The organism is Streptomyces radiopugnans, assembly GCF_900110735.1.
Lineage (GTDB): Bacteria > Actinomycetota > Actinomycetes > Streptomycetales > Streptomycetaceae > Streptomyces > Streptomyces radiopugnans.
The window spans coordinates 145,412-168,699 of record NZ_FOET01000006.1 but is presented as its reverse complement, the minus strand read 5'-3'; the positions used below and the strand labels follow the sequence as shown (position 1 = coordinate 168,699).

16 protein-coding genes and 1 pseudogene are annotated in these 23,288 nt (G+C 75.5%); 8 read left to right on the top strand and 9 right to left on the bottom strand.

Annotation, left to right across the window (positions count from 1 at the left end; all coding sequences use genetic code 11):
• Positions 1-3: 3 nt before the first annotated feature.
• Positions 4-2,475 carry a right-handed parallel beta-helix repeat-containing protein gene (locus BMY40_RS14515; protein ID WP_093659464.1) on the bottom strand — a complete coding sequence of 824 codons (2,472 nt, stop codon included), beginning with the start codon at positions 2,473-2,475 and terminating at the stop codon, positions 4-6.
• Positions 2,476-2,651: 176 nt separating this feature from the next.
• Entirely contained in the window at positions 2,652-3,236 is a 585-nt protein-coding gene (locus tag BMY40_RS14510; protein ID WP_093659462.1) for an Rv1733c family protein, read from the bottom strand.
• Positions 3,237-3,581: 345 nt separating this feature from the next.
• On the opposite strand from BMY40_RS14510, the gene BMY40_RS14505 reads away from it, so the two are divergent.
• Complete coding sequence (locus BMY40_RS14505; protein WP_093659460.1) at positions 3,582-4,547, top strand: universal stress protein; 966 nt, start codon at positions 3,582-3,584, stop codon at positions 4,545-4,547.
• Positions 4,548-4,595: 48 nt separating this feature from the next.
• Here the strand turns inward: BMY40_RS14505 and BMY40_RS14500 are convergent, their stop codons facing one another.
• On the bottom strand, positions 4,596-6,974 hold the full coding sequence (locus tag BMY40_RS14500) for a phosphoketolase family protein (RefSeq protein ID WP_093659458.1): 2,379 nt from the start codon (positions 6,972-6,974) through the stop codon (positions 4,596-4,598).
• 244 nt (positions 6,975-7,218) lie between these two features.
• Between BMY40_RS14500 and BMY40_RS14495 the strand changes: the two genes are divergently transcribed.
• Positions 7,219-8,538, top strand: a complete 1,320-nt coding sequence (locus tag BMY40_RS14495; protein ID WP_093659456.1) for a GAF domain-containing protein — start codon at positions 7,219-7,221, stop codon at positions 8,536-8,538.
• Positions 8,539-8,881: 343 nt separating this feature from the next.
• Here the strand turns inward: BMY40_RS14495 and BMY40_RS14490 are convergent, their stop codons facing one another.
• The gene (locus BMY40_RS14490) at positions 8,882-9,709 is read right to left on the bottom strand and encodes an MOSC domain-containing protein (RefSeq protein ID WP_093659454.1); all 828 of its coding nucleotides are present in this window, start codon (positions 9,707-9,709) and stop codon (positions 8,882-8,884) included.
• Between the two features lie 37 nt (positions 9,710-9,746).
• Positions 9,747-10,211 (bottom strand): DUF6643 family protein, encoded by a 465-nt coding sequence (locus BMY40_RS14485; protein WP_093659452.1) that lies wholly within the window; start codon positions 10,209-10,211, stop codon positions 9,747-9,749.
• A 290-nt stretch (positions 10,212-10,501) separates the two neighbouring features.
• Between BMY40_RS14485 and BMY40_RS14480 the strand changes: the two genes are divergently transcribed.
• Positions 10,502-11,749, top strand: a complete 1,248-nt coding sequence (locus BMY40_RS14480; protein WP_093659585.1) for a TerD domain-containing protein — start codon at positions 10,502-10,504, stop codon at positions 11,747-11,749.
• Positions 11,750-11,832: 83 nt separating this feature from the next.
• The gene (locus BMY40_RS14475) at positions 11,833-12,624 is read left to right on the top strand and encodes a glutamate racemase (protein WP_177214008.1); all 792 of its coding nucleotides are present in this window, start codon (positions 11,833-11,835) and stop codon (positions 12,622-12,624) included.
• A 78-nt stretch (positions 12,625-12,702) separates the two neighbouring features.
• On the opposite strand, the gene BMY40_RS14470 is transcribed toward BMY40_RS14475, so the two are convergent.
• Positions 12,703-13,680 (bottom strand): O-antigen ligase family protein, encoded by a 978-nt coding sequence (locus BMY40_RS14470; RefSeq protein ID WP_245770087.1) that lies wholly within the window; start codon positions 13,678-13,680, stop codon positions 12,703-12,705.
• Positions 13,681-13,923: 243 nt separating this feature from the next.
• On the opposite strand from BMY40_RS14470, the gene BMY40_RS14465 reads away from it, so the two are divergent.
• From BMY40_RS14465 to BMY40_RS14455, 3 genes are all read left to right on the top strand, one after another.
• Positions 13,924-14,403, top strand: coding sequence for an NUDIX hydrolase (locus tag BMY40_RS14465; protein ID WP_093659448.1), 480 nt, complete (start codon positions 13,924-13,926; stop codon positions 14,401-14,403).
• Positions 14,404-14,458: 55 nt separating this feature from the next.
• Positions 14,459-15,301 (top strand): 3-hydroxybutyrate dehydrogenase, encoded by an 843-nt coding sequence (locus BMY40_RS14460; RefSeq protein WP_093659581.1) that lies wholly within the window; start codon positions 14,459-14,461, stop codon positions 15,299-15,301.
• Positions 15,302-15,416: 115 nt separating this feature from the next.
• Entirely contained in the window at positions 15,417-17,417 is a 2,001-nt protein-coding gene (locus BMY40_RS14455) for a helix-turn-helix domain-containing protein (RefSeq protein WP_093659446.1), read from the top strand.
• 46 nt (positions 17,418-17,463) lie between these two features.
• On the opposite strand, the gene BMY40_RS14450 is transcribed toward BMY40_RS14455, so the two are convergent.
• Positions 17,464-18,897 (bottom strand): MFS transporter, encoded by a 1,434-nt coding sequence (locus tag BMY40_RS14450; RefSeq protein WP_093659444.1) that lies wholly within the window; start codon positions 18,895-18,897, stop codon positions 17,464-17,466.
• 272 nt (positions 18,898-19,169) lie between these two features.
• A pseudogene (locus BMY40_RS14445) lies at positions 19,170-20,802 on the bottom strand (ATP-binding cassette domain-containing protein); the annotation flags it as partial.
• Positions 20,803-20,842: 40 nt separating this feature from the next.
• Here BMY40_RS14445 and BMY40_RS14440 point away from each other — a divergent pair.
• Positions 20,843-21,760 (top strand): aminoglycoside phosphotransferase family protein, encoded by a 918-nt coding sequence (locus tag BMY40_RS14440; RefSeq protein WP_093659579.1) that lies wholly within the window; start codon positions 20,843-20,845, stop codon positions 21,758-21,760.
• 47 nt (positions 21,761-21,807) lie between these two features.
• Here the strand turns inward: BMY40_RS14440 and BMY40_RS14435 are convergent, their stop codons facing one another.
• Positions 21,808-22,986, bottom strand: a complete 1,179-nt coding sequence (locus tag BMY40_RS14435; protein WP_093659442.1) for a Cmx/CmrA family chloramphenicol efflux MFS transporter — start codon at positions 22,984-22,986, stop codon at positions 21,808-21,810.
• Positions 22,987-23,288: the final 302 nt, after the last annotated feature.

Here is a 23,288-nt window from a genome sequence, read left to right as displayed (position 1 = left end):
GGTTCAGTGCCGCGGCCCCTGCGGCAGGTCCTCGGGGTGGAGCAGCGTCAGGTCGTCGGTGTCCGGGTCGTCGAGCTGGGCGACCCGGCCCGCGTGCCGCTCGACCATGGCCTCGAAGGTCTGCCGCGCGGTGCGGCCGTTGCCGAACGTCGGCCCCTTGGGCAGCTCGGCGAAGTACCCCAGCAGCGCGTCGGCCGTGCCCTCGGCGAGCTGGTACTCGTGCTCCTCGGCCTGCTGCCCCACGATCCGCAGCAGTTCCTCGGGCGTGTAGTCGCCGAAGGTGATGGTCCGTGAGAAGCGGGAGGCGACACCGGGGTTGACCTCCAGGAAGCGCTTCATCTCCGCGGTGTAGCCGGCGACGATGACGACCACCTCGTCGCGGTGGTCCTCCATCAGCTTCACCAGGGTGTCGATCGCCTCCCGGCCGAAGTCCCGGCCCGAGTCCTCGGGTGAGAGGGCGTACGCCTCGTCGATGAACAGCACGCCGCCGCGCGCCCGGTCGAACGCCTCCTGGGTGCGGATCGCCGTCGAGCCGATGTGCTCGCCGACCAGGTCCACCCGGGAGACCTCCACCAGGTGGCCGCGCTCCAGCACCCCGAGGGAGTGCAGGATCTCCCCGTAGAGCCGGGCGACCGTGGTCTTGCCGGTGCCGGGGGACCCGGTGAACACCAGATGCCTGCGTGCGGAGGCCGCCTTGAGACCGGCCTCGCGGCGTCTGCGGCCCACCTCGATCATGTCGATGAGGGCCCGCACCTCCCGCTTGACGCTCTCCAGGCCCACCAGCGCGTCGAGTTCGCCCAGCACCTCCTTCGCCGGCCGTGCCTCCTTCGCCGGTCCGCCGGAGGCCTCACCGGAGGAGACCCCGCCGTGCGGGGACGAGGGGGCGGGCGAGGCGGCAGGCGCCGCGGCCGCCGACTGCTGGGGTATGCCGCCCAGCAGGCCCGCGGTCTGGACGGCCGGGGGGACCGGGGGGAGCGGCGGCCCGGGCTCGGAGGCGACCGGCGCGGAACTCTGGTCGCTGGTGCAGTCCTCGACGAGGGGCCCTCCGTCGGCGAACTCGTAGCCCCCGCGCGCGCAGCGCTCGGTGCGGCAGCGGCGCAGCGTGGTGCGGCAGCCGTCGATCACGTGGAAGCCGTAGCCGCGGGAGCCGGCCACCCGGCAGTTCGAGAAGGTGCCGCGGCCCTCGGCGGAGACGTAGAAACCCGCCTCCGCCGGATCGGTCACGGTGCAGCGGTCGATCTCCGGATCGGCGCCCTTGGTGACGATCACACCCGTCCCGACGGCGTCGACCGTGCAGTTGGCCAGGGTGCCGCCACTGCCGTGGTCGCGGAACCAGGCGCCGGTGGCGGCCTCCCGGATACGGCAGTCGTCCAGCTGGACCGTCCCGCCGTCGCTCACCGACACCGCCGTGTTGCGCACCTGCGCCAGATCGCTGTCGAGGACGTCTGCCCGCGAGCCCCGGTCCAGGACGAACAACGCGTCCGGCACGTCGTGGACCCGGCAGGAGTCCAGCAGCGCCGAGGCGCCGTCGCTGACCCACACCGCCGGGTAGTCGCCCGTGCTCTCCTGGATCTCGCACCCGTTGGCGTCCACACGGGTGCCCGGATCCCACACCGACAGGCCGTTGCGGCCGAAGCGGCGCACCGTGGAGCGGGTCAGCGTCAGCACCGAGCGCGAGCGCAGGTCGACCGCGTTCTCCGGGATGTCGTGGATCTCGCAGTCGGCGAGGGTGAGCACCGCGTCGGTGTCCAGGGTGACGCCGTCGGCGGAGGTGCGGTGCACCCGGCACTCGGTGAGGTTCCCGACCGCCCGGGAGGCGACCCGCACCCCCGCGCCCTTGATCTCGTACACCTCGCAGCCCACGGCGTCCACCGCGCTGCCCTCCCCGGACAGCGAGAGTCCCGCGCCCGAGGCGTGGTGAACCCGGCAGCGCTCCAGCCGGGGGTGGGCGCCCTCGTGCACCGCGATGCCCGACTGCCCCGCCGCGACCACCTCGCACTCCTCGAACAGCCCGCCCGCGCCCCCGCCGACGCCGATGCCCACCCCGGCCGGGTTGTCCACCGTGCAGCGGCGCAGGGTCGGCCTGGCCCCGGAGCGCACCTCGATGCCGGAGGCCGACCGCGTCACCACCCGCAGCCCGGACAACTCGGCGACGCAGTCCTCGATCAGCAGCGCGGGCGCCGCGGCGTCCTGGCCCTCGATCTGCAGGTCGCGCACGACCGCGGCGGCGCGTACGGTCAGCGCCACCCCGTCGGCGGGGGCCAGACGCACCGAGCCGCCGTCGGAGCGCTCGGGGCCGCGCAGGGTGACGGCGCGTTCGATCACCAGGTTCTCGCGGTAGGTGCCGGGGGCGACGGTCAGCACGTCGCCGTCGCCGGCGGCGGAGAGGGCGGCGGAGATGGTGGCGTAGTCTCCCGTGCGGCGCCGCCACCGCGACGAGCTGGTGTGCGTCACCTGGACCAAGCCCTGTGCCATGGACCGCCTTGCCCCAAACCTCGTGCGAACCTCGATCGCGCTGCCGCGCGCATCCGGATGCACCACCGTAGCGTGTGCCGGACCGATGGGATGACCGGTCCGCCCGCCACGGCGGAGGCGGGGCCTCCGCGTGTCTGTCCTGGCCGGATTCGGGCCGGATTCGGGCCGGATCAGGGTCAGTTCGACCGTCCGGCGCGCCCCCAGTCGGGGCCCACCCGGGCCCACTCCTCCTCCCAGCGCGCGTAGCGCCGGGCCATCAACCGCCGTACCAGCAGCCGCCGTACGGTCTCCACCAGACCGGCCGCGGCCACCGCCGTACCGAATCCGGCCAGGGCGGCGTGCGAGGACGCGGCGGCGGCGTCCATCGGACGTGCGGCGATCTCCCCGCGGGCATCCACCCACACGCGCAGCCGGTCACCGGGCTCGGTCGGGCGGCCGGTGACGACCGTGCCCGAGTGGGTGCGGCCGTCGGCCGCCGTCCAGGTGGCGTTCACCCGGTGACCGGACTCGGCCTCGGGGCTGTCGGCCACGGGCGGAGTGCTCTGGGCCACCGTCGCCCACACCTGGTGCCGCTGCCGCTGCTGCTCGCGTACGACGCCCATCAGCGTCTCGTGCGCGGTCCGGGTGCCCCACAGCGCGACGGCGGGGGTGGCCAGGGTCATCAGCAGGACGGCGGCCAGCGCCAGCCAGCCCTCCACACGGTCGGTGGTCCGGCACAGCGGGTTGCCCCGCCACCGCCACAGCCCGGCGATCGCTCGCACGATCGCTCACCCCCCTTGCCGTCGCCGGTCGCCGCCTGCCCGGTCTCGCACGGGAGCGGGTGGACGGGGAGAGGACGACGGCACGGCTCCGGGCAGGTCGAAGGCCGGGAAACCCGGTGACGCCGTTTCTCTTCCACGACCGAGCTTATCGGCACCGGAGCGCACTGCACAGCCGCTCAACGGGCCCGGAAGGGGTGAACGGAGGGGGCGGGAAGGAGACCCGGGCGCCCCCGGTCCGGCACGGCGTCCTCCGGGGCACACGGCGGGTCTGATCCGCCCGTGGCGGGGGACTGGGTCTGCACACCCGCCCGCCGCGGTCCGCGAGGACCGCCCGCCCACGGAGACGTGAGGACAGTGAACCGCTCCGCCCAGCTCCCCGTCGTGGTCGGCGTCGACGGCTCGCGCCACTCCCTGCGCGCCCTGGACCGGGCGGTGGAGGAGGCCGTGCTGCGGGGCGCGCCCCTGCAGGTCCTGTGCGGCGCGCCCACCCACCGGCTCGCGCCCGGCGCCGCCCGGGAGGACGAGGGGACCGATGCGGCCGGGGGTGCGGCCGAGGGCACGGACGCGTCCGCGAGGGCCCGCCCGGCCGACGAGGAGCACCGGCGGGCGCTGGCCCGGCAGTCCCGGCACATCGCCGAGGCGGCCGCGGAACGGGCCCGGGAGAGCGCCCCGGGGCTGGAGGTGATGCCGTCGGCGGTGGACGAGAACGCCGTCGCCGCGCTGGTGCGTGCCGGGCGCCGGGCCGCGCTGACCGTGGTCGGCACCCGCGGCCACGGCGGTTTCACCGGGCTGCTGCTGGGCTCGGTGAGCCTGCGGGTGGCGGCGCACATCGAGGGACCCCTGATGGTCGTGCGCGGCGACAACGAGCGCCCCCGGCACGCCGTGGTCGTCGGCGTGGAGTACGGGACGGACACCGACGCGGCGCGCTACGGCTTCGAGGAGGCCGAGCGGCGGGCGGCGGCACTGCTCGTCCTGCACGCCTGGGAGCTGCCGGTCTACCCCGGTGTCATGGTGCCGCCGCCGACCCGGATGCTGGAGGAGATCGCCGAGGAGCAGGCCCGCTACGAGGAGAGCGTGCCGCTGGACGCCGTCGCCGGGCTGCGCGAGGCGTACCCGAACGTCGACGCCCGGGTCGAAACGGTGTACGCCGGGCCCGGCCACGCGCTGGTCGAGGCCAGCTCCGCCGCCGATCTGGTCGTCCTGGCCGCGCACCGTCGCCACCGCCTCTTCGGCATGCGCCTGGGCCCGGTCACCCACGCGGTGCTGCACCACGCCCACTGCCCCGTGGTGCTCGTCCCCACCGCCGCCTGACCGCGGCCTGACCGCCACCCGACCGACCGGCCCGTCCGGCCCGGCCCGTCAGCCCGGCCAGCGCCAGTCGGCGACCTCGGGCAGGTCGGTGCCGTGCTCGCGGATCCAGCCGTGGTGCCGCTCACGCGCGTCCCGCGCCGACCCGCGCAGCCCCCCGGCCCGCTCCGCGAACCCCGGCGCCCGGTCGATCACGTCCATGACCAGCCGGTAGCGGTCCAGGTCGTTGCGGACCACCATGTCGAACGGGGTGGTGGTCGCCCCGCTCTCCCGGTAGCCGCGCACGTGCAGCCGGTCGTGGAGGCCCGGCCGGTGGGCGATCCGGTGGACCAGCCACGGATAGCCGTGGTAGGCGAACACCACCGGCCGGTCACGGGTGAACACCGCTTCGAACTCCGCGTCCGGCAGACCGTGCGGATGCCGCGAGGCGGGCATCAGCCGGGCGATGTCCACGACGTTCACCACCCGCAGCGCCAGCTCGGGCAGGTGCTCGCGCAGCAGCGAGGCCGCGGCCAGCGCCTCCTGGGTGGGCACGTCCCCGGCACAGGCCAGCACCACGTCCGGCTCCCGTCCCGGCCGCTCGGTCCCGGCCCACTCCCACACCCCGGCGCCGCGCTCGCAGTGGTCGCGGGCCTGCTCCGGCGTGAGCCAGTCGAAGCAGGGCTGCTTGCCGGCGACGACCACGTTCACCGTGTCCGTCGTCCGCAGCACGTGGTCGGCCACGCACAGCAGGGTGTTGGCGTCCGGGGGGAAGTAGGCGCGCACCACCTCGGGACTCTTGGTGAGGACGTGGTCGACGAAGCCGGGGTCCTGGTGGGAGAAGCCGTTGTGGTCCTGGCGCCACACATGCGAGGTCAGCAGGTAGTTCAGGCTCGGGACGGGAGCCCGCCAGGGCACCTCGCGGGCGCTCTGCAGCCACTTGGCGTGCTGGGTGACCATGCTCGCCACGATGGTGGAGAACCCCTCGTAGGAGGTGAACAGCCCGTGCCGCCCGGTGAGGGTGTAGCCCTCCAGCCAGCCCTGGCACAGGTGCTCGGAGAGCACCTCCATCACCCGGCCGCCGCCGCCGAGGTTCCGGTCCGTCTCCAGCGAGGCGCCCTGCCAGGCGCGGGATGTGGCCTCCAGGACGTCCTGGAGGTGGTTGGACTCGGCCTCGTCCGGGGCCGTCAGCCGGAAGTCGCGCCGCTGCGCGGTGTCCTCGAAGATCCGCCGCAGCATCCCGCCCAGCACCCGGGTCGGCTCGTGCGAGGAGGCGCCGGGCCGGTCCACCGGCACCGCGAAGGCCTCCGGGCCGCGCAGCGGCAGCGGCCGCCGCAGCCTGCCGCCGTCGGCGTGCTTCGAGGCCCCCAGCCGCCGCTCCCCGCGCGGTACGTGCGCCAGTACCCCGGGCAGGGGGCGGCCGGAGCCGTCGAACAGCTCCTCGGGCCGGTACGAGCGCAGCCACCGCTCCAGCGCGCGCAGCCGGCCGGGATCGTCGCGCACGTCCTTCACCGGGATCTGGTGGGAGCGCCAGGTGTCCTCCACCGGGTCGCCGTCCACCTCCCGCGGACCGGTCCAGCCCTTGGGGGTGCGCAGCACGATCGCCGGCCAGCGGGGCCGCCCGGTCGCCCCCTCCTCGCGTGCCGCCCGCCGGATCGCGGCGATCTCCTCCAGCGCCGTGTCCATGGCGGCGGCCAGGGCGCGGTGGACCTCGGCGGGCGGGGTGTCCGGTGCGGCCGTCACGTACAGCGGCTCGTGGCCGTAGCCGCGCAGCAGGGCGTCCAGCTCCTCGTGGGGGATGCGGGACAGGACGGTCGGGTTGGCGATCTTGTAGCCGTTGAGGTGCAGGACGGGGAGCACCGCGCCGTCGTGCACCGGGTCCAGGAACTTGTTCGAGTGCCAGGAGGCGGCCAGCGGCCCCGTCTCCGCCTCGCCGTCCCCGACGACGCAGACGGCCACCAGGTCCGGGTTGTCCAGGGCGGCCCCGTAGGCGTGGGACAGGGAGTGGCCCAGTTCCCCGCCCTCCTGGATCGAGCCGGGCACCACCGGGGAGGTGTGACTGGGCAGCCCGCCGGGGGAGGAGAACCGTTCGAACAGCCGCGCCATCCCCGCCTCGTCGCGTCCCATGCCGGGCCAGAACTCCCCGAAGGTGCCCTCCAGCCAGCTCCCCGCCAGCACCGCGGGCGCGCCGTGGCCCGGTCCCCACACGCACAGCACGTCAAGGTCGCGGGCGTCGATCACCCGGTTCAGGTGGGTGTAGACCAGCCCCAGGCCCGGACAGGTGCCCCAGTGGCCCAGCAGCCGCGGCTTGATGTGTTCGGGCCGCAACTCCTCGCGCAGCAGCGGATTGCCCCGGAGGTAGAGCTGGCCAGCGGCCAGGTAGTTCAGGGCACGCCAGTGCGCGTCCAGCTCGGCGCACTCGCGGTCGGTGAGAGGGGGGTGCGTCTGCATGGAACCTCCGGTCGTGGCTCGGTCGTGGCTCGGGCTGTCACTCGGGCCGCCGCCCGGCCGGCCCTCGGAGGCTTCGGGGCCCTCCGGGACACGCGGCGCCTGTGCCCCGTGTCCCCTCCGCGCGGTCGGCCACACCCGTGCGCACCGCCCGGGCGCAGGCCGCGCGCCGTGACGGGCGCCCGCGCGACACTCCGCGTCCGCCGTCCGGTTGCCGCGGCGCCCTCCCCGGCAGCACGATGGCGGCGTGTTCAGACAATGGCTGGCGCTGGAGGCGGGTGCGGACCCGGCCGAACGGTCCGGGGCGGTGCGCCGCGCCCACGAGGCGTTCCTGGCCGGGGGAGCGGTCGGCGCGCCCGTGCGCCGACTGATAGCCGACTCCTGGCAGCGCTCGGCCAGGGCGTCGGTCGGAGCGGACCAGGTGGCCCCCGTGGACCTCGTCGACGACGACCTCGACGCCCACCGCCGGGAGCACCTCCTGGGCCGGGTCATGCCGCTGTTCCGGGAGCTGCTGGGAGGCATCGCCGAGGAGGGCGCCCACCTGCTGTCGGTCTGCGACGAGCAGGGCCGGATTCTGTGGGTGGAGGGCCACGCGGAGGTCAGGCGGCGCGCGGAGCGGGTGAACTTCGTCCCCGGCGCCCGCTGGTCCGAGTCCCACGCCGGGACCAACGCCCCCGGCACCGCGCTCGCCCTCGGACACCCGGTGCAGATCTTCGCCGCCGAGCACTACTGCCGTCCCGCCCAGCCCTGGACCTGCGCCGCGGCCCCCGTCCGCGATCCGCGCACCCGCCGGGTGCTGGGCGTCGTGGACATCACCGGCGGCGACCACCTCGCCTCACCGCACAGCCTCGCCCTCGTCCAGGCCACCGCCCGGGCTGCCGAGGCCCAGCTCGCCGCCCTGTTCCCGGCCGCCGCCCCGGTCCGCCTCCTGGAGGTCCTGGGCCGCGACGGCGCCCTGCTCCACACCGGCCGGTCCGAGGCGCCGGTACGGCTGGGGGCGCGGCACAGCGAGATCGTGCTGCTGCTCGCCTCCCACCCCGAGGGGCTCTCCGGCGGCCGGCTCGCCCTGGAGCTGTACGGCGAACGCGACGTCAGCCCCGTCACCCTGCGCGCCGAACTGTCCCGGCTGCGCGGGGTGCTGGGCCCGCTGCTGGCCTCCCGCCCGTACCGTCTGACCGCCCGGGTGCGCACCGACCGCGACACGGTCGCCGAGGCCCTGGACGCCGGCGACCCGTCCACCGCGCTGGCCGCCTACCGCGGTCCGCTGCTGCCGCTGTCCGAGGCGCCCGGGGTGGTGCGGATGCGGCGGCAGCTGGAGGACAGGCTGCGGCGGGCGCTGCTCGCCCGCCGGGATCCGGAACTGCTGGACACCTGGGTGCGCACCCCCTGGGGGGAGGACGACCTCCAGGCATGGGAGGCCCTGGTCGGCGCGCTGCCCCCGGAGGCCGGGGCGGTGCCCGGCGCACGGCTGGAAGCCCTGCGCGACGCGTACGGGATCGGACGCCCGCGGGGGGCGGGCGCCCCGCGCAGCCGGGGCGCAACGTTCCCGCAACCTCCCGTTGCCTAACGTGGCGGTGCGCCTTCGCCGTCCGGCCGCCCATGGGCGAGCCGGTGCGGCGCAGCCTCCGTGTTCCGTTCCATGGGGACGCCCTCGGAAAGGCTCCCGGCCGCCCGGCGGCGCCCGGGCCCTGCCCGGGCCGATCGCCCCGTGGCCGCCGGCGCCGGGAGGGGCCGCCCGATCGGGCGGTGCGCACCCGGGAGCGGGGCGTGGAGCGGCGCTCCTCTCCCGGACCGCCAGGTGGCACGGCGGGGCCGCACGACCTGCTTGACGGCGAGCAGGACGAACGGCGCCCGGTGGGGACCCCGCGCGTGCGGGGCCTCATCCGGCCCCGCCGTGCCACCCGAGCCCGTCAGTCCAGGACCTCCAAGAGGTCTCCCGTGCGCAGGGTGCCGGTGTTCTCGGGAACGAGGAGCTGCCCGAACAGCAGCCGGTCGCCGGAGCGGCGGTGCCTGGCCAGGGTGCGCAGCGGCTCCTTGCCCCGCTCGGCCGTGGCCTGGTCGGTCGTGGTCACCACGCAGCGGCCGCAGGGCTTGGCCACCCGGAAGGACACCTCGCCGATCCGGATGCGGCGCCAGCCGTCCTCGGACCAGGGCGCGGTGCCCTCGACGACCACGTTGGGCCGGAAGCGGTCCATCGGCAGCGGACCCTCGTCCGGGTGATCCCCCTGCTCTATCAGCAGATTGAGGGCGTCCAGCGACGACACCGTGGTGAGCAGCACCGGGAACGAGTCGGCGAGGCTCACCGTTTCGCCGGGGCGGCCGTGCGAGGAGGTGACCGGACGCCGGTGCTCGGGCGCGTCCATGTGGACCAGCCGCGCGTCCGTCCCCAGATACTCCGTCAGCCAGCCGTGCGCCTCACCGGACGCGGGCACCGCCTCCACCTTGGTGCGCCACACCTCGAACACCTCGGTGCCCGAGGCCGGATCCGGCACCTCGACGGTCAGCGGAGGCATTCCGGGAGCGGACAGCCGCAGGCCGCCGCCGGGCAGTGGCTCGGCGGCGGCCAGTGCGAGGCGCGGGTGCCCGCGCTGGGTGAGCGGTGCGCCGTCGGGACCGGCCGCCATCCAGCGCCGGTCCCCCGACAGTCCCCATGGCTCCACGACGGCACGGGCGGTGCCGGCGCCCGCGAACGACTTCACCGGGTAGACGTTGAGCGCGGCCAGTGTGGACGTGGTCATGCGCCCATCCTGCCACCCGGGTCGGACAGTCGGCGGGTCAGTAACCGCGCCCCTGGTACGAGTGGCCGTAGGGCTCCTCGTACGAGCCGGGGTACGGGCTCTGGGCGGGCGCCGGGCGGGCGGCGACCGGACGCATCTGCTGCGGCTGCGGCTGCTGCGGGTAGCCGTACCCGCCGCGCGGCGCGGTGGCCTGCTGCGGGATGTACGGCGCGGGCGCCTGCTGCAGCGGCGCGGGCTGCTGGACCGGCGCGGGCTGCGGGTAGGCCGGGGCCGGGTAGCCCCGGGCCGGCTGCGACTGGTAGGAGGGCCCCGAGGGCAGCGCGGGCAGCGCGGCCGGGAGGGCGGGCAGATGGTCCGAGGTCTCGTACGGGGAGGCCGGAACGCGTATGGGTGCGATCTGAGGGGTGCCCCGCTCGGCGACCAGGCTGTCGTAGATCGGGGTGTCAGCGAAGGACGGCGCGCTGTAGTAGCCACCGCCGTAGGTGCTGCGGGGGGACGTCATACTCATAAGTTAAGCCCACGATGTGCTGGTTGGGGAGAGCGAAAAGAAGGTCATTTGACGGGTTCTCCGCGGTCATCGGCCGCGGCTGTGGCCAAAGGAGAAGAAAACGGTCATCCCGCCTGCCCGGGGGTGAGAGGACCGGGGAGCGGGCCGGCGGAGGCCGACGGGGATGCCCGGCGGGGGAAAACCGGTTCCCGCACGTCCCGGCAGGCGGCCCGCTGCAATAGGTTTGGTGGCCCGGCGGAACGCGGAGGGCGCGGACGGCCCGGCACGGAGGGGGAAGCATGACCATGCTCAAAGGCGCCAACGTCCCGGTTCCCGCGGACTCGGTCCGGGTCGAGGTGGGATGGCGCACCGGGCCGGGGGTGCCGGACGTGGACGCCTCGGCACTGCTGCTGGCCTCCTCGGGCAGGGTCCGCTCGGACGGCGACCTCGTCTTCTACAACCAGGCGCGGCACGCCTCGGGCGCCGTGCGCCACGAGGGCAAGCGCCCCGCGGGCGGTGCCGTGACCGACACCCTCGCCGTGGACCTCGCCCGCCTCGAGCCCGCCGTCGAGAAGGTCGTCGTCGCCGCCTCCGCGGACGGCGGGGACTTCGGCCGGGTGCCGGGGCTGTGCATACGGGTGCTCGACGCCGGCAGCGGGGCCGAACTCGCCCGGTTCGACAGCCGGGACGCCACCGTCGAGACCGCCTTCGTCCTCGGCGAGCTCTACCGCAGGCAGGGCGCCTGGAAGTTCCGGGCCGTCGGGCAGGGCTACGACAGCGGACTGGCCGGCCTCGCCACCGACTTCGGGATCACCGTCGACGAGCCGCAGGCGCCGCCGTCCCGCTCCGCCCCCGCGGCCCCCGTGCCGGCGGCCCCCGTCGCCGCCGCGCCGCCGCGGCCCGCGCCGCAGCCGGTGCGGCTGAGCAAGGTCACCCTGACCAAGGAGGCCCCCACCGTCTCCCTCGCCAAGCAGGGCGGCACCTCCGGCACGATGCGGGTCAACCTCAACTGGCAGACGCGCAAGCAGTCCAGGGGCTGGGGGAGCAAGCTGGGCCGGGCCATGGCGATGCACGCGGACCTCGACCTGGACCTGTGCGCCCTGTACGAGCTCACCGACGGCAGCAAGGGGGTCGTCCAGGCCCTCGGCAACGCCTTCGGGGCACTGCACCGTCCGCCGTACATCCACCTCGACGGCGACGACCGCACCGGCGCCGTGGAGACCGGCGAGAACCTCACGGTCAACCTCGACCACAAGGAGAGGTTCCGGCGTGTCCTGATCTTCGTCACGATCTACGAGGGCGCCCGCAGCTTCGCCGGACTCCACGCCACGGTGACGCTCACCCCGCAGCACGGCGCGCCCGTCGACTTCTCCCTCGACGAGTGCACCCTTCCCTCCACCGTCTGCGGCCTGGCGCTGATCACCAACCAGGGAGGCGACCTCGTCGTCCAGCGCGAGTCGCGCTTCCTGGTGCCCGAACGCGGGGTGAGCCCGCAGCGGACGGTGGACCAGGCCTACGGCTGGGGCATGCAGTGGACGCCCGGCCGCAAGTGACCTCCCCCGGGTGGCCGCGCGCACGGCGCCGGCCGGGCCGTCCGATGGGCGCCGCGCCCGCCCGTGCCCGTACGCTGTGGTCCGTGAGAATCGCGCTTCTGGACTCCGGGATCGGGTTGCTGGCCGCCGCGGCCGCGGTGCGGCGTGCGAGACCCGACGCCGACCTCGTCCTGTCGTCCGCCCCCGACAGCATGCCCTGGGGGCCGCGGACCGCCGAGGACATCACCGCCCGCGCCCTGGACTGCGCGCGGGCGGCCGCCGCGTACGGGCCCGACGCACTGATCGTCGCCTGCAACACCGCCTCCGTGCACGCCCTGGAGGTGTTGCGCGCCGAGCTCGAGCCCGCGGTGCCGGTGGTCGGCACGGTGCCCGCCGTCAAGCCGGCCGCCGCCGCGGGCGGGCCCCTGGCCGTCTGGGCCACCCCCGCCACCACCGGCAGCCCCTACCAGCGCCGCCTCATCGCCCGGTTCGGCAACGGGGCCGAGATCACCGAGGTGCCCTGCCACGGGCTGGCCGACGCCGTGGAGAAGGGGGACGAGGCCGCCGTCGACGCCGCCGTCGCCGCGGCCGCCGCCCTCACCCCGCGCGCGGTGCGGTCGGTGGTGCTGGGCTGCACCCACTACGAACTGGTCGCCGAGCGCATCCGCGCCGCCGTCGGCTCCCCGCCGGCCCCCGATCCGGTGCTGTACGGCTCGGCCGCCGCGGTCGCCGCCCAGGCGCTGCGGCGCATCGGCGCGGAACCGGACCCGACGGCGCCCCCCACCGGCGGTCTGACCGTCCTCCACAGCGGCAGGCCCACCGAACTGCCCGGCCCCGCACGCGGTTACGCCGAGGGGCGGCTGCTGGTGGCGGACCGCGCCGTACGGACCGGCTGAGCCGGACAGGCCGAGCGGACAGGCCGAGCGCCCGCGTCCCCGCCGGGCCCGCCGCGCTCCGTTCGCCCCCGCGGTCCGCTACGGGACCTCCCCGCCCTCCCCGGCGGTCGCCAGCCCCACCAGCAGCCCCGCGCCCATGGTGATCTGGTTGAAGCTCAGCGCGTTGCCCACGCTCGCCACCGCGGCCAGCCCCGTGAGCGCCGCGCCCGCCGCCAGCACCACCGGCGTCGGGCGCGGCGACCGGTACAGCGCGAGCAGTACCCAGCCGAAGGCGGCCCCCAGCAGCAGCACACCGGGCACCCCCTGCTCGGCCGCGGCCTGCAGCGGCGCCGAGTGCGGCTTGCCGTCCGGGGCGGCACCCTGCTCGGCGGCCCGGTTCAGCGCGCCGAACCGGTCGGGCCCCGCGCCGCGCACCGGATGCTCCGCCGCGAGCGCCAGGGCCTCCCGCCACAGCACGATCCGCTGCGAGGTGAGCGGCTCCTGGAGCGGCCTCTCCAGCGCCGCCGGCAGCGAGCCGCCGGCCACCGCCCAGACGGCGCCCGCCACGGCCGCGGCGGCCGCCGCCAGAACGGCCAGCGCCGGCAGTCTGCGGCGTGTCCGGCCCGCGGCCAGCGAGCACAGCAGCACCCCGAGCGCCGCGGCGCACCCGGCGGGCGAGCCGGTCGCCAGCGCCGCCGCCGCGGCCGCCAGGACCAGTGTGTGCAGCAGCCGCCGCGCCCGCGCGCTCCCGGCCGCCCACGCGGCGCAGCACGCCGCGCCCGCCGTGAGCACCGCCAGCGCCGCCTCGGCGCCCGCCCGGCCGGCCGGCACGGTGGCCGACGGATCCGGCAGCGGGAAGACGGGGGAGAGCAGAAGCGAGACCAGCCCGGCCAGAGCCGCCCCGGCGGGCGCGGCGACCGGAAGCAGGGAACCCCCGATCCGCCCGCAGGCGTACCCGGCGGCGACCGCCAGCACCGCCAGCAGCACCCCCTCCGGCCGGGCGTCCCGCCCGGCCGCGCACAGCAGCACCCAGCCGGCGCAGCAGCCCAGCACCGCGGCACCGGCGACATCCGGCACGCCGCTTCGCTCCGGTGCGGCGGACAGTGATCCGAGCGCCGGTGAAGCCATCGTCTGCGACCCCCCGAGACATACGGCCGCCGCGCCGGGCCCGGAGGTCTTCCGGGCGCCCGCCGCGGGCCGTGACGTGGGGGACACCGTAGCCCCTGGGGCCGACACCGGGATACGTTCCGGCGGCAACGGGTCCGCCCGTACCCGCGAGGCCGCCCGCGGCCGGCGGCGAGGGGTCCGTACGCTCGCGGTATGGCGACTCCCGACTTCATCCGCGAGCTGCGCACCGGCGTGGGGCGGCAACTGCTCTTCCTGCCCGGCACCAGCGCCGTCGTCTTCGACGACGAGGGCCGCGTCCTGCTCGTACGGCGGGCCGACACCGGCCACTGGTCGATCATCGGAGGCATCCCCGAGCCCGGCGAGCAGCCCGCCGACGCCGTGGTGCGCGAGGTGTACGAGGAGACCGCGGTGCGGGCCGTGCCCGAGCGGCTGGTGCTGGTGCAGACGCTGGCCCCGGTCCGCTACCCCAACGGCGACGTCTGCCAGTTCGTGGACATGTCCTTCCGCTGCCGCGCGGTGGGCGGCCGGGCGCGGGTCAACGACGAGGAGTCCCTGGAGGTGGGGTGGTTCGGCCCGGACGAGCTGCCCCCGCTGGAGGAGTTCGCGCTGACGCGCATCGAGCGGGCGGGGAGCGACGGACCCACGTGGTTCCAGACCACCACGGGGGAGTGAAGTATGGGTGCGACGCACATCGGTGGGGAAGCGGCCGCTGCCTAGGGTGCTGGCCATGACCGCGCCGCGAACCCCGCGTACCGTCCCCCCGTCCTCCGCCCCCGCCTCCGGCCCGGCTCCGAGCGCCACGGCCGTGCCGCTCGACCTCGCCGGGCGCACCGCCCTGGTCACCGGCGCGGCCGGAGGCATCGGCAGGGCCTGCGCCCTGCGGCTGGCCGCCGCGGGCGCCGAGGTCCGCGCGGTGGACCGGGACGCCGAGGGACTGCGGAGGCTGGCCGAGCGGGCGGAGGGTCTGCCCGGCGCCCTGAAGCAGGTCCACCTCGACCTCACCGACCTCGACGCCGCCGAGCGGGCCGCCACCGGAACCGATGTGCTGGTCAACAACGCCGGCCTCCAACTGGTCCGCCCCATACAGGACTTCCCGCCGGACGTCTTCCGCACCGTGCTGACGGTGATGCTGGAGGCACCCTTCCGGCTGGTGCGCGGCGCCCTGCCGCACATGTACGGCCGGGGCTGGGGACGGATCGTCAACATCTCCTCGGTCCACGGGCTGCGCGCCTCCGCCTACAAGTCCGCGTACGTCAGCGCCAAGCACGGGCTGGAGGGGCTGTCCAAGGTCGTCGCCCTGGAGGGGGCCGCGCACGGCGTCACGTCCAACTGCGTCAACCCCGCCTATGTGCGCACCCCGCTGGTGGAGCGGCAGATCGCCGATCAGTCCGAGGCGCACGGCATACCCGCCGACCGCGTGGTCTCCGAGGTCATGCTCGCCGACGCCGCCGTCAAGCGGCTGATCGAACCGGAGGAGGTCGCCGAGGCCGTCGCCTACCTCTGCGGCCCGCAGGCGTCCTTCGTCACCGGCGCGTCCCTGGTGATGGACGGCGGCTGGACGGCGCACTGACCCGCACGCCCGGCGCACCCCTGGCGCAACCGACCCGCACTCCCGGCGCGCCCGGCGCACACGCCCGCGCACCGACCCTGGCGCGCCCGTACCACCGGCAGGTATCCCTGTGCCCATGTCCGAGCACCACGCCGCCGAGCCCACCGCCGAGCCCGCAGCCCGACCCGCCGCCGAGCCCGCCGCCCGACCGGCCGCCGAATCCGTGCCCCTGGCGTTCCTGGAACTCCTCGCCCGCGGTGCGCCCGCCGAGGAGTACGAGCGGCTCGGTCGGCCGGACGGCTCCCCCGCGGCGGACCGCGCCCGGCTGCTCGCCCTGCGGGTGCGCTCCGAACTGGAGGGGCGCCGCAGGCGCGAGGCGGAGCTGACGGCGCTGTTCGCCACCGCGCACGACCTGGCGGGGGTGCGGGAGCTGGACGACGTGCTGCGCGCCATCGTCCAGCGCGCCCGCTCCCTGCTGGGAACCGAGGTCGCCTACATGACCATCAACGACCCCGAGGCCGGCGACACCTACATGCGCGTCACCGAGGGATCGGTCTCCGCACGCTTCCAGCAGCTCCGCCTGGGCATGGGGGAGGGGCTGGGCGGACTGGTCGCCCAGACCGCCCGCCCCTACGTCACCGACGACTACATGCGCGACGAGCGCTTCCTGCACACCCGCAACATCGACTCCGGAGTCAGCGACGAGGGCCTGGTGGCGATCCTCGGGGTGCCGCTGATGCTCGGCCGCGAGGTGATCGGCGTGCTCTTCGCGGCCGACCGCCGCCCCCGCGTCTTCGACCGCGAGCAGGTCGCGTTGCTGGCCTCCTTCGCCGCCCACGCGGCCGTCGCCATCGACACCGCCCGGCTGCTGGCCGAGACCCGCGAGGCGATGGCCGAACTGGAGGCCGCCAACGCCATCATCCGCGACCGGAGCGCCGCCATCGAACGCTCCTCGGAAGTCCACGACCGGCTCACCGAACTGGTCCTGCGCGGCGGAGGCGTGGGCGACGTGGCCGCCGCCGTCTCCGAAGTCCTCGACGGCGGTGTGGAGTTCGCGGAGATCTCCGAAGGGGGCGGGAGCGCGCCCGCCCGGGCCGTCGAGCGCTCCCGCCGCGACGGCCACGCGGTGCGCGACGGCGACGCCTGGGTGGCGGCCGTCTCCGCGGGCGGCGAACTGCTGGGCGCGCTGGTGCTGCGCGGCCACCGCGAACTCGACCCCACGGACCAGCGCACCCTCGAACGCGCCGCCATGGTCACCTCGCTGCTGCTGCTCGCCCGCCGCTCGGCGGGCGAGGCCGAGCAGAGGGTGCGCGGCGAACTCCTGGACGACCTGCTGGACGCCGCCGACCGCGACCCCCGGCTGCTGCGCGAGCGCGCCGCCCGGCTCGGAGCCGACCTCGACGTCCCGCACGTCGTCCTGGCCGCCCGGCTGGACACCGACGGCGGCACGGGACGGAGGGAGACCACCGACCGGCAGCGGCTGTGGTCGGCCGCCTCCCACCTGGCCGCCACCCGGCACGGACTGGCCGCCGCCCGCGAGGGCGGCACCGTCCTGCTGCTGCCGCTGGCCGGCGGGGAGGCCTCCGGAGGGTGCGCGGCCCCAGGGGACCCCAGGGAGCCGGGGGATCCCGGAGGCACGGCCCGGCAGGTCGCCGCCCAACTCGGCGCGGCCGTCCACGCCCCCGTCACCGTCGGGGCCTCCCCGCCGGTACCCGCGCCCGCAGCCGATCCGGCGGCGGTAGCCGCCGCCTGCGACGAGGCCCGCCGCTGCCTGGACACCCTGCGGCTGCTGGGCCGCCTCGGCGAGGGCGCGGCGGCCGGGGACCTGGGCTTCCTCGGGCTGCTGCTGGCCGACGGCCGGGACATCGAAGGCTTCGTCCGCCGCACCCTCGGCCCGCTCCTGGAGTACGACGAGCGCCGCGGCACGGATCTGGTGGGCACCCTGGAGGCTTACTTCGCCTCCGGCTCCAGCCCGGCCCGGACCAAGGACGTGCTCCACGTCCACGTCAACACCGTGGCCCAGCGGCTGGAGCGGGTCGGACGGCTGCTGGGAAGCGACTGGCAGTGCCCGGAGAGGGCCCTGGAGGTGCAACTCGCACTGCGGCTGCACCGGATGTCCGCCGCCGTCGCCCGCTGACCGCCCGGGGGAGGGGCGGTCGGCGGGCGACGGCGCTCAGCGGCCGTCAGCGGCCGTCCACGGAGGAGACGCCGCGTGGGGCCGCGGCGATGCCGGAACTCCCCGGCTCCTCGGGCTTCCCCGGTTCCTCGGGCTCGCCGATCCGCTCCAGATCCCGCATCCGGGTCTCCTTGGCCACCCCGACCGCGAGCAGTGTGAGCAGCGCGGCGGCGATCACGTACAGCGCCACCGGCGTCGAGCCGCCGAAGTCCGCCAGCAGGGCGGTGGCGATCAGCGGGGCCGGGGCGCCGGCGGCGACCGACGAGAACTGTGCGCCGATCGAGGCCCCGGAGTAGCGCACCCGGGTCGCGAACAACTCGGAGAAGAACGCCGCCTGCGGTGCGTACATCGCGCCGTGGAGGACGAGCCCGACCGTCACCGCCAGCAGCACCGCGCCGAAGGACTCGGTGTCGATCAGCCAGAAGAACGGGAACGCCCACAGCCCCACCCCGGCGGCGCCCAGCAGATAGACGGGCTTGCGGCCCCACCGGTCCGACAGCGCGCCCCACACCGGGATCGCCGCGAAGTGGACGGCGGAGGCGACCAGCACCGCGTTGAGCACGGTCTGCTTGTCCATGTCCAGGTGCTTGGTGCCGTAGACCAGGACGAAGGCGGTGATGACGTAGTAGCTGATGTTCTCCGCCATCCTGGCGCCCATCGCGATCAGCACGTCGCGCCAGTGGTGGCGCAGCACGGCCAGCAGCGGCATGGCCTCCGCCTTCGCCGCCGCGGCCCCGGCGTTCCCGGCGGTCCTGCGCGCCTCGGCCTTCGCCAGCGCGGCCTTGAAGACCGGCGACTCGTCGACCGACAGCCGGATCCACAGGCCGACCAGCACCAGCGCCCCGGAGAGCAGGAACGGCACGCGCCAGCCCCAGGAGACGAACGCCTCCTCCGTCAGCACCGCCGTCAGCACCGCCAGTACGGCGGTGGCCAGCAACTGGCCCGCCGGAGCGCCGGTCTGCGGCCAGGACGCCCAGAAGCCGCGCCGGCGCGCGTCGCCGTGCTCCGACACCAGCAGCACCGCACCGCCCCACTCGCCGCCGAGCGCGAAGCCCTGCACCAGCCGCAGCAAGGTCAGCAGGACGGCCGCCGTGGAGCCGAGCTGGGCGTGGGTGGGCAGCAGCCCGATCGCGAAGGTCGCGCCGCCCATCATCAGCAGGCTGATCACCAGCAGCTTCTTGCGGCCGAGCCGGTCGCCGTAGTGGCCGAAGACCAGCGCGCCGACGGGGCGGGCGACGAAGCCGACCGCATACGTCAGGAAGGCCAGCAGCGTACCGACCAGCGGGTCGGACTCGGGGAAGAACAGCTTGTCGAAGACGAGCGCGGCGGCGGATCCGTAGAGGAAGAAGTCGTACCACTCGATGGTGGTGCCGATCAGGGACGCTGTGACGACGCGCTTGAGGGAGCCGGGAGTCGCCGGGGTCGGGGGAGGGGAGGCCATGGGCACCACTTCCGGGCAGCTGGATGGGACGGAACGTGCCGCCACACCGTAGGAAAGCGCAGGTCGCGGGCGTATGTGGTGGGACACCACAGTTCCGCGCTCCGCGGTGCGCGCGCCCGCCATGCCGCGGGGCGGGCGCGCGGCCGCCGCACCCGGCGCCGGGCACCCGGAACCGGAGGACCTTCTCTCGTGGCTGCGGCCAGGGCAGCGGTGGCGTCTGCTTCCCTGGCCGCGGTGGTCCGGCGGAGGCCAGGTTGGGGTCGCCGCGTTCCTCACCGGTCCTTGGACAGGGCGACGAGTTCGGCGAACAGGCCGCCCGCGTCGGCCAGTTCCTCGTATCCGCCCTGCTCGATCACGCGTCCCTCGCTCATGACGATGATGCGGTCGGCCAGGCGGGTGTTCTCCAGTTGGTGGGTGACGACGATGGTCATGCGCTCGGCGGCGATGCGTTTGATCTCCAGGAAGATCTGGTGTTCGCCGCGCGCGTCCATCTGGGAGGTCGGTTCGTCCAGGATCAGCAGGGGGGTCTGCCGGTACAGCGCCCTGCCGCAGGCCAGGCGCTGCCACTGGCCGCCGGACAGTTCGGTGCCGCCCCACAGCTCCTTGGCCAGGAGGGTGTCGAGTTGCCGGGGCAGTTTCTCGACCGTCTCGCGCATGCCGACGGCGTCGACGGCCTCCCCACACGGGGGCGTCGTCGTATGCCCTCGGCTGGCCGAGGGTGATGTTCTCGCGGGTGCGCAGGGGCCAGCAGGCGAAGTTCTGCGGGACGAGGGCGGTGCGCTTCCACACCGCGTCGGGGTCGGCGGCGGCGAGGTCGGTGCCGTCCCACAGGACGCGGCCCTTGTCGGGCAGGAGGATGCCGGTGATGAGCTTGGCCAGGGTGGACTTGCCCGAGCCGTTCTCGCCGACGATGGCCAGGATCTCGCCGCGGCGCAGGGTGAGGGAGACGCCGGCGACGGCCGGCTCGTCCTTTCCGGGGTACTGGTAGCGGACCTCCTCCAACCGGATCTCCTCCACCCGGTCGGGGATGGCCGTCTGGCCGCGCCGGGGTGCGCGGTCGGCGGCCAGGTCGAGGAAGGAGTGCATGTCGGCCAGGTAGAGCGAGGTGTGGAACATCGCGGCGCCGTGGATGACGAACTGGGAGAGCGCGGCCAGGGTGGTCTGGACGGCGACGACCGCGGTGGCGGCGACGGGCAGGGCCACCCGTCCGGTGGTGGCCGGCCAGGCGAGGGTGGCCCAGGTGCCCAGCAGGAACGCGCCGCCCAGGGCGCTGGTGGCCAGGGTGATGCGCAGCATGCGGGGCGCGGCGGTCAGGGTGCGCTGGTCGATCCGGTCCGACAGGGCGCGGTACCAGTGGACGAGGTAGCCGGTCATGCCGTTGGCGCGGACCTCGTAGCCGTAGCGGGAGTAGCTGGCCCACCAGCGCATCATGGAGCGCACGTTGCGGTCGCCGACGTTGAGGTAGTGGGTCTCGTAGTCGACGCGGGCGGACAGCACGGCGCCGACGCCGGCGGGGATCACGGCCAGCAGGAGCAGGGGCAGCATCATCGGGTGCAGGGCGGTGATGACGCCGCCGGCGGCGGTCATGCGGATGAGGGCGGCCATGAACCGCTGGCCGTCCTGCACCATCAGCCGGGTACGGGTGACTCCGACCTCGGCGGCCTCCTGCCGGTCGGCGAACCCGTCCTCGCCGTACGCGGAGGCCTCCACGCGGCATACGGCGGCCACCAGCGCGATGTCCGCCTCGGTCGTCAGCCGCGGGGTGATCCGCCCGTCGGCGTAGGAGGCCAGGGCGCCGCTGATCCGGCCGAGTCCCGCGGCGGCCGTCACGACGGCCAGGGCGGGCAGCGCGCCGTGCAGGCGTTCGGATGCGGTGCCGGTGCCCAGAAGGTCACCGGCCGCGCGAAGCCGACACCGGATCCCCGTGCGGCTAGCGTGCCTTCGCGTGACCCATACCGAGATCGAGATCACCGCGGAGCTGGTCCGGGACCTGTTGCGCGACCAGCATCCCGACCTGGCCGACTGCCCGTTGAAGCTCGGCGCGCGTGGTTGGGACAACCAGCTGTGGCGACTCGGCGACGACCTCGCCGTACGACTGCCCTGGGCGACGCGGTCCGCGGACGAGCTGCTGCGCAAGGAGTACACGTGGCTGCCCGTACTCGCCCCGCGCCTGCCGCTGCCGGTCCCCGTACCGCACCGCCTGGGTGAGCCCTCCGAGCGGTTTCCGCGGCCCTGGATCGTCACCACCTGGGTTCCTGGCGAGCCCGCCGACCGGGCCCCCGTCACGCGCGCCGCGGAGGCGGCCGACACCCTGGCCGCCTTCCTCACCGCTCTCCACCGGCCCGCTCCCGCCGGGGCTCCCGCCGGCCGTTACCACGGGGGATCACTGGCCGACCGTGCCGAGGGATTCGCTGGGCAGCTCGCCGCGGCCACGGAGGCGGGGCTGGTGCCCGACCCGGACGCCGTCCGCGCCGTCTGGGAGGACGCCGCCGCCGCGCCCGGCTGGGCGGGCCCGCCGCTGTGGCTCCACGGCGACCTGCATCCGGCCAACGTCCTCATCAGGGGCGGCACTTTCTGCGGTGTGATCGACTTCGGCGACCTGTGCGCGGGCGATCCCGCCTGCGACCTCGCCGCCGCGTGGCTGCTGCTGCCGGACGGCGCCGCCGATCGCTTCCACGCCGCGTACCAGCCGGCCCCGGACGCGGCCACCCTGCGCCGTGCCCGGGGCTGGGCGGTGTCGAAGGCCCTCACCTGCATCCTCATCGCAGACGCCGGCGTTCACGGCCGCCCCGGCGGCAAACCCACCTGGGGCCCGCCCGGCCATGCCGCGCTCGGGCGGCTGACCGCAACGGCCCACCGCTGACCGCGCCCCCGACTTCCCGGTCCTTCGGCGAAGGGGGTGCGCTTGCCTCACCGGACCGCTTCGGTGCTCGGGCCGGGCGTGGTCGCGGTACGGGAGGGGAGGGCGACGAGCAGTGCGACCGCGACCAGGATCCCGCTCGCCCACAGCGGCCCGAGGACCCCGGTGGCGGTGGTGAGGGTGGCCGCGGCGATCAGGGGGCCGACGACGGCGCCGGTGTTGAGGGCGGCGGTGGCGTACGCCCCGGCCAGGGTGGGCGCTGCGGCGGCCTCGTACAGGACCCGGGTGATCAAGGTGGCGCCCAGCGCGAACGACAGCGCACCCTGCACGAACACCAGGGCGAGCAGGGCGGCCGGCTTCTCGGCCAGCAGCGCCAGGGCCGGCCAGCCGGTCAGCAGCAACGGGCCGCCGACCGCGACGACCAGGCCGGGGCGCCGGTCGGCCAGCCGGCCGGCGACGGTGACCCCGGCGAAGGATCCGGCGCCGAAGAGCACCAGGGCGACCGGGACCCACCAGGCGCCCAGTCCGGCGGGGCCGGTCACCACCGGGGCGAGGAAGGTGAAACCGGCGAACGTGGCGGCGTTGACCAGCGCGCCCAGCAGCATCGCCCGCAGCAGCGGCGCCCTGGTGAGCTGGGCGAACTCCGCCCGCAGGGCCGGTCCGCCGGCCGTCTCCTGCCGCACGCGTCCGGCCGGGACGCCCGTCAGGATGCCGAGGGCCGCGGGCAGGCAGAGCGCGGCGACGGCCCAGAAGGCGGCCCGCCAGCCCAGCAGCGTGCCCAGCACAGACCCGCCGGGGACGCCGGCGATCGTGGCCAGCGTGGTGCCGGACAGCAGCACGGCCAGCGCGCGTCCCTTCCGGCCGGGCGGGACCAGTGCGGCGGCGGCCGTCAGGGCGACGGCCAGGAACCCGGCGTTCGCAAGCGCGGAGACGACCCGGGTGGCGAACAGCACCGGGAAGCTGGAGGTGACGGCGCCCACGGCGTGGGCCGCCGCGAAGGTGAGGGTGAACCCGAGCAGGGCGGCGCGCCGGGGCCAGGAGCGGGCCAGTGCGGCCATCAGGGGTGCGCCGACGACCATGCCGACCGCGAAGGCCGAGGTGAGCGTGCCCGCCGCCCCGACCGTGACGCCGAGATCGCCGGCGATGTCCGGCAGGAGGCCGGCGAGCATGAATTCGGAGGTGCCCATGGCGAAGACGGCCAGGGCGAGCAGATACAGCGCGAGAGGCATCGAGTGGCTCCGAGGTGAGGAGAAGAGCGAGGGGAGGTCATCTCGTCACCGCGGTCGGCCCCCTGGAGGGCACGCGCGCCCGGCCGCGGAGCGCGGCGGGACGGCGGGGAGCTGCGGACTCAGTGGTGCAGGGGGCTGACGGCGTGACCGAAAGCCCCCACCCTGTCCGACTCAGGACTCGACATGGCCCGCACGCTACCCGGCCGGCGCCCGCCGGAGCACCCCGGTTTCACCGGCACCCGCCGCCGGGCGGACGGTGAGTGTTCCGTCATGTCCCGGACGGTGCGCCGGAGCCGCTGCCG